Origin of the sequence: Streptomyces sp. RP5T (genome assembly GCF_003933965.1) — a bacterium.
In the GTDB taxonomy this organism is placed as follows: domain Bacteria; phylum Actinomycetota; class Actinomycetes; order Streptomycetales; family Streptomycetaceae; genus Streptomyces.
Genome location: NZ_RSAJ01000350.1, coordinates 1 through 8,747, shown reverse-complemented (window position 1 = coordinate 8,747; position 8,747 = coordinate 1). Strand labels below are relative to the sequence as shown.

The following is an 8,747-nucleotide window of genomic DNA, read 5'->3' as shown; positions in this document are numbered from 1 at the left end:
GTAGATACCCTCCTCGGAGGGGACGCTGCTGTGCGGGAGCTCGGCGAACGGCACGAAGCCGACGAAGCCACGCTCCGTCAGCGTCGCCCGTGTCAGGGGCGCACGGCGGCCCGTTGCGACCGCGCCCGGGCCGTTCTCGGCAGGTTCGTGCCCGGTCGTCATCGTGCCTCTACCTCCAGGGCGGAGCGGCCGGCCCGCAGCTCGCGGAGGTCGTGTGGAGCGTGCCAGGGCTGACCCGACCGCGGGCATCGGCTTGTGCGTGCCCCCAACTTGACCGCCGAGCTCGGGATAGTGTTCTTGAGGTGGGCATGCGGCAAGTCAATGGAGGCCCCGTGTTCATCGACGTCGTCCCGGTCTCTAAAGAGCCGCCCGCTCCTGGGCCAGCCGGGTTCGTGCTCGTGCCCGTCAACACCCACGATCAGGGCTACCGCACCAGCTACCGACTGTACCTCCGTGAAGAGGACCACGGGCGGGCCTTGCTTCTTGGCACGGTCAAGATCGGCAGCACTGAGCAGCAGCCCGGCGGGCGCGCCCTTCGTGCCGGGCGGTACTCCTCGCTGAACGCGAACGGCCGCCGTCTGTGGTTTTCCCTCGGTCAGGACGATGAGTACTACGTCAACATCGCCGCGCTGGGCAACGAGATCCGGATCTTTATCCTGACCGCTCTAGGTGACGTCGCTTATGACCCCGACGCCTTCACTGTGGCAATGGAGCATGCGGTGACTCAGACGTCTCTGCTGCGCACCGTCACCTCGGTCACCGTGGAGCAGCAATTCAGACGCATTGCCAGGGGAGGCGCCCGTCTCGGGAGGGGCTATGACTACCAGTACGTCGGCCCCCGAAGCGCGGACGGACACAGCAGAACGAGCCTGGACTTCGTCGTTGACCCGCTTTCCGTACCCCCCAGCAACATCCACGTCCTGATCGGGCGCAACGGCGTGGGCAAGACGACCCTCCTCAGAGAGATCGCGCGGGCCGCTGTCCGGGTCGACCAGGCGGATGACGGCAGCCGTTTCTGGCCCAGGGGCACCGCGCCGTCAGGGGCGCTCATGCTGGCCAACGTCGTCTCCATCAGTTTCAGCGCCTTCGACCCGTTCGCGCATTTCGTAGACCAACGACCGGACGGGCTCGTCTCCTTCGAGTATGTGGGTCTGCACATCCGAGCCGGCGCTCACGACGAACGCAAATCACACACGGACCTGGCCGCCGAGTTCTCCGGCAGCCTTGCCGCCATCCACTCCTCCGGCAGGACAGAGCGCTGGGCCCGCGCCATCAGCGGCCTCATGACAGACCCTGCCTTCGCGGCAAGCAGCGTTCCGCGCCTCGTTGACGACATGGCTGGCACCGGCCCCGACACCTTCACGCACGAGGGCCCGCAAAGGGTGTTCGTCGAGCTGAGCTCCGGCCACGCCAGCGTGCTACTCATCCTCACCCGGCTTGTCGAGCTCGTCGCTGAGCAGACCCTGGTGCTCCTCGACGAGCCCGAGAGTCACCTGCACCCGCCGCTCCTCTCCGCCTTCATCAGGACCCTCTCCCAGCTCTTGGCTGACCGCAACGGCGTCGCCATCATCGCCACCCACTCTCCGGTCGTCCTGCAGGAAGTCCCGCGGTTATCCGTCTGGAAGCTCATCCGTCACGGGCGCCTCCGGGCCGAGCGCCCCAGCATCGAAACGTTCGGCGAGAACGTGGGGGTCCTCACCCGCGAGGTCTTCGGCCTGGAGGTTCGGCAATCCGGCTTCCTCGCGACCCTCCAGGCGGCCGTCGACCAACTGGACACCTACGAGCAGGTACTGCAGCATTTCGGCGGCCAGCTCGGCAGTGAGGCCAAAGGAATCGTCCAGATCCTACTGGCGGACAAGTCCGCGGGTGAGGACAGCTGATGTGGCCCCTGCGCCCGCCCCGGTACGACGCTCGCACCGCCTACGAAACCTGCATCTCCCGCATCAGGGAGATGGGCGAGCAGAAACGGCGCACCCGCCTGGCTGCAGCCGCGGACGCCGTCGAAGCATCCGGAGACCAACTCCGGGCGGCGGCCCTCGAACAGACGCTGCACGCCCTGGAACCCGAAGACTTCCAGATCCCCGGTATCGTCAGCGGCGAGAAAGCCGTCACCTGGATCTACCAGAACGGCATGGTCAGCGGTCCCGGACGCGCCATCTACGACGAGCTGATGAGCGCCCCAGAGAACGAGCGATGCCCGCTGTGCGGGCACGGGACGGTCAGCCAGCTCGACCACTTCATGCCCAAGAACAGCTACCCCGCCCTGTGCGTGGACCCCCTCAACCTCATACCGGCGTGCTCCGACTGCAATTGGGCCAAGGGCGACACAAGAGCCGGCACACCTGACGAACTACCCCTCCACCCGTACATCGACGACATTGACAGCGAACCGTGGCTCGACGCCAGGGTGATCCACAAGGCGGGATTGGTACGGCTGGAGTTCTTCGTCGCTCCCCCGTCGACGTGGGACCGCACCCTGGCCGCTCGGTGCCGCAACCATTTCCAGCTCTTCGGCCTTCGAAAGGCCTACGCCCTGAAGGCCAACGGCCATATCGGCGAGATTCGCGGCTACCTGAGATCGCTGCTGGCCGCGGGCGGAGCCGACGCTGTGCAGCGCCACCTACTGGACATAGCCGCCAGCTCCCTCACTCACCGCCCCAACAGCTGGATGGGCGTGACCTACCGGAGTCTGGCCCGCGACATGGCCTTTTGCCAGGGAGTATTCGGCGGATAGGTAGAACGTCGAGGTCGGCGTCTTGGACCGCGCGGTCGTACCGCTCCTGGAAGCGCCGGAGCATGGGGCTGAGCTCCCGCGCCAGGGAGGCCTCCAGTTCCTCGATCTCCTCCTTGAGGCGCTGAACCTCGGGGTCCGACATCACCGCGTTCAGGGCCGTCTCGGTCTCCCACGCACGGCGCTGCCACGCGAGCTTCTCCCGCCGCTGTACCTCTGCATCCGCCACCGTGTCCTCTCCCTCGGCTCGCATCGTGCTGCTGGCAGCCGTCGCCGGCAGACTGTGTAAGGCGCGAACGCAGCGGCTCTCGGGGGCTGTTCGGAGGCGATGACCGACGCAAGTACCACGCCGCACGTTGCCGAGCCGTCACGGCCGGGGAGCGGTCTGCGGCCAGCCTGACTGCCGCGTCCCAACATCGGCGTAGCGTCGTCGATGTGCGGCGTGGCCATCGTCGACGCATGCCAGCCCGGCCGCGGACGCGGCCGAGCCTGGCATCCGCCTGAGGTAGATGAGGCGGCGAGGATGCGGTCAGTCGGCGCGGCCCCGTAGGGCACGGAGTCCGACGTCGTACGCCATTGCGCCGAGGGCGAGGACTACGAGCGGCCACACAAGCGGGGATGCAGCTGAGACGGTGCCGTGGGCCAGGGCCGCGCCGACGCTGCCGGTGCCGATTAGCGCGGTGCAGGACGGCATGCTCGGCAGGGCGATCCGCACCACCACCTGGCGACGCCGGGCCGGGCGAGATGCGACGTGATTGCGGGCGCTCATCGGCCGCTCCCCGTGATCGCCCCGGCCTCCGGCGAGTGGTTGGTGATGCGTGCTGCGAGCCGTTTCACCTTTCGGCGGACCCGCTCGCCCTGGAGCTTGGGCTCAGCGGCACCAGCGGCCATGGCTGCTTCTGGCCAGTTGGTCACCCCGGGACTGGCGAGGGCGAGGGTCACCTTTAGCTCGGCCGGCGAGAGGGCGTTCAGGATCTCGATCAGGCGCGGGTCCTCGAAGCAGGTATCGACTCCGGCGTCAGCGGCCTCTCCGGCGACCAGGTCGTACAGGGTCAGCCCGTCGCCGAGCGGGGTGTCGAGCAGCAGCAACCGCGACCGATTGACCTTGCGGCGCCAGACCGGCCGGAGCTGCCGATGGATGACGCGGGCTTCTGACCTCAGTCTGTTCAAGTCATCAGGGGCCAGGCGACCTTGGATGTAGAGAGGGTCCGCCCAGTTGCCGAGCAGTGCGGTGGATACCGGCTCGTTCCAGCCGCTCCACATCCCCAACACGTCCGACGTGAAGGAGTGAATCGCGGATCCGTCGCCGCCAAGTGCGGCCTCGCGGGCGCTCAGCGCCTGGATCACCTCGGGGACCGGGATGTTCAGAGCCCGGAACGAGGACTCGATGGTCTGGTTGGCTGGATGGTCAGGCTTGAGTGCTGCCATGCCCGTGGTGGTGGTGATCATCGTGGGAGGAACGGCACGGTCAAACGGCTCCGGAAGCTCGAACATGTCGTCCCTGTCGAGCGCGATGCTGCCGTCCGCCCGGAGGGTCACGAGGTCGCCTTCGTTCCCGGTCCAGTCGACGGGGAACAGAGCCATGACCATCCCGCCGGTACCCGGGTCCCAGTTGAACTGGCTGATCCGCTCCGCCAGGTCGGTATGAACTGAGCCGTCATCCTCGACCATGGTGTAACTGGGGGTCAGATCCTCGTCGGCCATGCACGTCTCCTTATCGGGAAAATGCTTCTCCTCTCAGTCCCGGCACGGGCCCGATCCGACAACGCGCACCCCAAAATGCTTCTGTGATCCGCGTCACATCTGTCGTGATTGATCGATGCCCTTGAACAGTCCGCTCAGGGCCTGTAGACGGCGCTTCGGATGGCCTGATCGACTCGACGGTCGTCCGCAAGCTCATGAAGGTGCCGTGCTCCGTCTGGTTGGGCGCGCAGCGCGGAGGCAACAATGATCGCGGCCTGTCCTGTGAGCTCGCGCATCCAGTCCTTGATGTCGTCCTGCGGTTTCCATCGGTCGAAGCGGCCGTCCCAGTCACACATGCCCTGGACAGCCGTGTCGAGCAGTGCCCACTGCTTCTCGCGAGCTGCGAGGCGGGCGATACCGAGCAGCCACCACACGGCCCGGTCGGCCTCCTCCCAGCTGGGCCAGTCGTCGGCCGCGGCATGTGCAGTCAGCGCCTGGACCACGACGGCCGCCTGTGCGGGGTTGTCGAGCAATGCCTTCCTGGCGGTCGTCACCTTCAGCCTGGTGATCACGTCCAGATACAGCTCTTCGGAGCCGGGCTGATCGGCGGCGAGAGCGAGCAGTTGAGCGGCCGCACCGGGGTCTTTCTGTTTGTCGGCCGCCTCCAGAAGGCGCTGGGCGCGCACGATCGGCATTTCGTTTCCGGTACCCGTCTCACGGTCGACCAGGTCGAGGAAGGCCGCCATGTCCTGGGGCCGGCGAGCGGGGTCGAGCTGTGTGGCCTGGCGTACGACCCCGAACCACGATCCCGGCGGAGGTAGAAGGGGCACATTGGCCTGCGGCCAGATCCCGGTGAGGATCCAGCCGATGAGCTGCCCGAGGCTGTAAATGTCGCTGGCGGCGGTCACGGCGTGCCCGTCGATGGACTGCTCGGGCGCGGCGAACCCCTCGGTACCGATACCGGTTCTGGTCAGGACGCCGGCGGCGCTGGTCTGCCCGCTGGGGCGGCGCACGATCCCCCAGTCCGCCACGACCCAGATCCCGTCCAGGAGCAGGATGTTGGCAGGCTTGATGTCCCGGTGAATCCAGCCGTGCTGGTGCGCGTCGGCCAGGCCGGTGGCGATGGCGTCCACCAGGGCACGCAATTTTTCCGGGTCTTGAAGTTCGGTTCGTTTGTCCTCGACGGTGGCATCGGCCTTCGGCATGACGAACCAGGCGTAGTCGGGGTGGTAGTCGAGCACGGGCATGACATGGCGGTTGCCGCCCAGCCTCTGGGCGATCTCCACCTCACGGTGCATGCGGCGTTCGCCCCGTTGACGCCAGCCCGTATGCCGTTTGTAGACCACGACCGTTCCCGACGGCTTGTGTCTGGCCTCGAAGACCTCCGCGTGTTCTGAGGGAGGTACTAGAGGGCGAGTCGGCAGCGCGTAGTCGCTGCGCTCGCCCCGGGCCGACTCACTCACCACGTCATAGCTCCGGGGTACCCGGACCGGAACGGGCCCGGAAGTGGGTGGGCGGTGCCCGGTGATCTGCACAAGGACCGGGCTGACGTGGGTCGGATCGTTGGAGGGCAGTGAGGCGAGGAGGTAGGCGGGCCCGCCAGCGGGGTCCTGGGCGAACCCCAAGACTTCAGCGAGCCCGAGGTTCGCAACGCGATCGCTCTTACGGCTGATGACATCGGTACGGTGCAGACCGACCCCGCCGTCAGACCAGTCGGGCGCCGCGCTGAGCACAGCGTCTGTGCCCGCCCGCAGGACATGCGCCGGATCGTGCACGGGGGTTTCGATCCAGTCCGCACGCTGCCCGGCGTCCGTGGTGCGTGCCAGATCCACCACCGCGCTGTTTCCTTGAGCAGCGAGGAAGAACCGCCGCCGGTCCAGCCAGACCGCCGAGCGCACCACGGCATCGAAAGCGATCGGGTAACGCATCTGGTCCCCGACCCTCTCACCAGCACGCGTCAGCGCCAGACTCCCCTCTCCTGAGCCCAATGTGGCGCCGGAGCCGGACAGCACCCACGGCTCCTCGTCGGGCCCAAGTAGGAGCACAGAGCCTTGCTCGAAGCCTCCCGCGACAGCCCGCAACTCTCCCTCGTGCCAGCGCACCAGGGCTGAGCCGCACATGACCAGGACCTCGCCGTCTGGGCGGACCAGCGCCGCGCCATGGCAGCCGGGCAGCACCAACTGCCAGTGGGCATGACCACGGGCCGTGTCGACCTCCAGCAGACCGTCGGGGCAGGTGATGAGCGCACGGTCTCGGGGGAGGCAGGCCAAACCGGTGGGCCGGTCCTGCTGTGCCCCTCCCACGAGCAGCACATCAACGCTTGCCCCCGCCCACGTCCGCGTCTCCACATCGAAAGAAGACGTCATACGGGCTGGCGAAGTCATCTCCCGCTCTTCCGGCGCACTCTCACCGGCCCGCAGCAGGTCGGCGAGCGACACGTACGGCAGTCGGCGGCGCAGGGTTCCACGGACCAACTCAGGCAGCGGACATAGCCCGGCGACGGCAGCGTCCAGATGGGACCGGTCGAGAACTGCTGCCCCACTCATCTCGGCCAGACGAACGAACCCCTCGTCTACCGGTCCCTCAGGCCAGTACAGCACTGCCCACTGCCCGTTGCGGGCAATGCTTCGAAACGCGAAGAGCTCTTTGCCCAAGTGGGCAGTTGTGTCCTCATGGCCTACAAGGACGAGTAGATAGTCCCGCCCCTCAAACTCGAACTCCACGGCAGGTTCGCTGGCAACACGGTGCACGTGCAGGGACTCACGCGAAACGGACCGGCTCAGCAATGCCAACAGGATCTCGACGAGTTCCGCGGCACGATCGACCTCTGAGCCGGTGTCGTCCTTCCGCCACTGGCCGAACTCGACCAGCAACTCCTGTTCGCGCTCCACAGCACCACTCCCCCTTCGCCCGTGCGCACCCAGGGAGCGCACGGCTCGACGTCCCCGAATCGTGAGCCTACGGCTGTTGGTGCTCCCGCCAGGCGCGGCACAGTGCACTGAACTCGTCCTGGCGTTCGGCAAGGAGGTCATGGGGCTGCTGCAGGTGGCAGTCCAGGATATGTACGCCGTCCTTGAAGGGTTCGAAGCCGATCCGCTCCCATACGCGGCCGAGTTTGGCGGCGGCTTCACGGTGCTGGTCGTCAGTCATCTCGCGGCCGTCGGCCGATCCGGGCTCGCACGCCACCGCGACACAGTCCTGCGAGAGGCGGCGGATGGCGGCGCCTGCCAGTACCGGGCCCAGGCCCAGTCCGCGCCACGACGGCTCCAGAATGACCCGGTCCATGACGAGCAGGTCACCGACAGGGTGGGCAAGTGCAGCCTCGAAGGCCGGCTCCCACTCGCCGTTGGCGACGTCCAGGACCACCTCGCCGATGCGGGAGACATCCCCGGTGTAGGAGTCCATCGCCTCCCATGGATGGTCCGGGCCGAACATCCGCACCCGCACGAACGACATGCGGCCCACCGTGACGTCCTGGACCGCGTCCAGCGCGTTCTGGTCCATATCGCTGTACGCGGCCAGTTCCTCCGCCAGGACGTCCGCGTCGATCCGGGCGGACACCGTCCACACCTCCAGCGTGTTCTCGAACTCGTACGCCTGGACAGGGTGTTCGTGGTGGTAAGCAAGGCTGATCAACGAGGGATCGGCGGGCAACTGGGCAATCTGGGGCGCCAAGAGGGTCACCAGGCCAGCGTAGTTCTGCCCGGCCGGCGTATGACGGGAAACGGCGGGCTCTCACACCTCGGCGAAGCGCTTGCGCCGTGCCGGGCGTTGGAGCACGGCGTCGGATCTCGTGGGCACAGGCGTCTCACCTCTTGACGCAGGTCACGAATCGGACAGACGGTGAGTCTCGCGCCTTGTTCCACGGGAAGGGGACCGCATGTCCTTTACCTGGCGATACCTCGTACGCCCCGACGGCGACTTCTGTCGCATCGCCAACCTCGACGGCAGTCTCGACAACATCAGCGACGAAGAACTCGCCAGCCTGCGCCCCGTCGCTTCCGACGAGGAACAGCCGGCCCGGCCCTGTTCACGGTGCGGAGGCGACCTCCTTCTGCACTGGCACGGGCCCCTCATGACCGGGGTGTGGATGGAGCTCTGCCCGGCCTGCGACGCGCACCGCCCAGCAGCCCGCGCCTTCATCGGCTGGCACCACGACGCCGACCGTGATCCCGCGGCCCTCCCCCAGCTGTTCGAAGACTGGGAGACCGAGACCATGCACGCCCGCGGCTGGACCCGCGCCGCCCCGCCCGCACCACCTCCCAGCCCGCCGACACCCTCAGGTCTCACACCACGCGGACGAGGCTGAACCCGACCCCGAGGCCGCACGTCA

At 67.4% G+C, this 8,747-nt stretch carries 7 protein-coding genes; 3 read left to right on the top strand and 4 right to left on the bottom strand.

Annotation, left to right across the window (positions count from 1 at the left end; all coding sequences use genetic code 11):
• Positions 1–332: 332 nt before the first annotated feature.
• Both EHS43_RS48135 and EHS43_RS29210 read left to right on the top strand, forming a co-directional pair.
• Positions 333–1,880: an AAA family ATPase gene (locus EHS43_RS48135; RefSeq protein ID WP_185806460.1), complete on the top strand. Its 1,548-nt coding sequence runs from the start codon at positions 333–335 to the stop codon at positions 1,878–1,880.
• Positions 1,881–1,951: 71 nt separating this feature from the next.
• The gene (locus tag EHS43_RS29210) at positions 1,952–2,734 is read left to right on the top strand and encodes a hypothetical protein (protein ID WP_125193719.1); all 783 of its coding nucleotides are present in this window, start codon (positions 1,952–1,954) and stop codon (positions 2,732–2,734) included.
• 526 nt (positions 2,735–3,260) lie between these two features.
• On the opposite strand, the gene EHS43_RS29205 is transcribed toward EHS43_RS29210, so the two are convergent.
• The 4 genes from EHS43_RS29205 to EHS43_RS48130 form a co-directional block, all read right to left on the bottom strand.
• Entirely contained in the window at positions 3,261–3,500 is a 240-nt protein-coding gene (locus tag EHS43_RS29205) for a hypothetical protein (RefSeq protein WP_125193718.1), read from the bottom strand.
• Positions 3,497–4,435: a hypothetical protein gene (locus EHS43_RS29200; protein WP_125193717.1), complete on the bottom strand. Its 939-nt coding sequence runs from the start codon at positions 4,433–4,435 to the stop codon at positions 3,497–3,499. Before EHS43_RS29200 ends, EHS43_RS29205 begins: the two co-directional genes overlap by 4 nt.
• A 134-nt stretch (positions 4,436–4,569) precedes the next feature.
• Positions 4,570–7,305 (bottom strand): serine/threonine-protein kinase, encoded by a 2,736-nt coding sequence (locus EHS43_RS29195; RefSeq protein ID WP_185806459.1) that lies wholly within the window; start codon positions 7,303–7,305, stop codon positions 4,570–4,572.
• A gap of 67 nt (positions 7,306–7,372) precedes the next feature.
• Complete coding sequence (locus tag EHS43_RS48130; protein ID WP_260470766.1) at positions 7,373–8,098, bottom strand: hypothetical protein; 726 nt, start codon at positions 8,096–8,098, stop codon at positions 7,373–7,375.
• Between the two features lie 196 nt (positions 8,099–8,294).
• Here EHS43_RS48130 and EHS43_RS29185 point away from each other — a divergent pair, with 196 nt between their 5' ends.
• Complete coding sequence (locus EHS43_RS29185) at positions 8,295–8,723, top strand: DUF6300 family protein (protein WP_125193715.1); 429 nt, start codon at positions 8,295–8,297, stop codon at positions 8,721–8,723.
• Positions 8,724–8,747 lie beyond the last annotated feature (24 nt).

Bases quoted from the DNA above. Each gene is read 5' to 3' on its own strand.
- EHS43_RS29210 (WP_125193719.1), top strand. From the start codon at position 1,952: ATGGGCGAGCAGAAACGGCGCACCCGCCTGGCTGCAGCCGCGGACGCC.
- EHS43_RS29205 (WP_125193718.1), bottom strand. From the start codon at position 3,500: ATGAGCGCCCGCAATCACGTCGCATCTCGCCCGGCCCGGCGTCGCCAG.
- EHS43_RS29200 (WP_125193717.1), bottom strand. From the start codon at position 4,435: ATGGCCGACGAGGATCTGACCCCCAGTTACACCATGGTCGAGGATGAC.
- EHS43_RS29185 (WP_125193715.1), top strand. From the start codon at position 8,295: ATGTCCTTTACCTGGCGATACCTCGTACGCCCCGACGGCGACTTCTGT.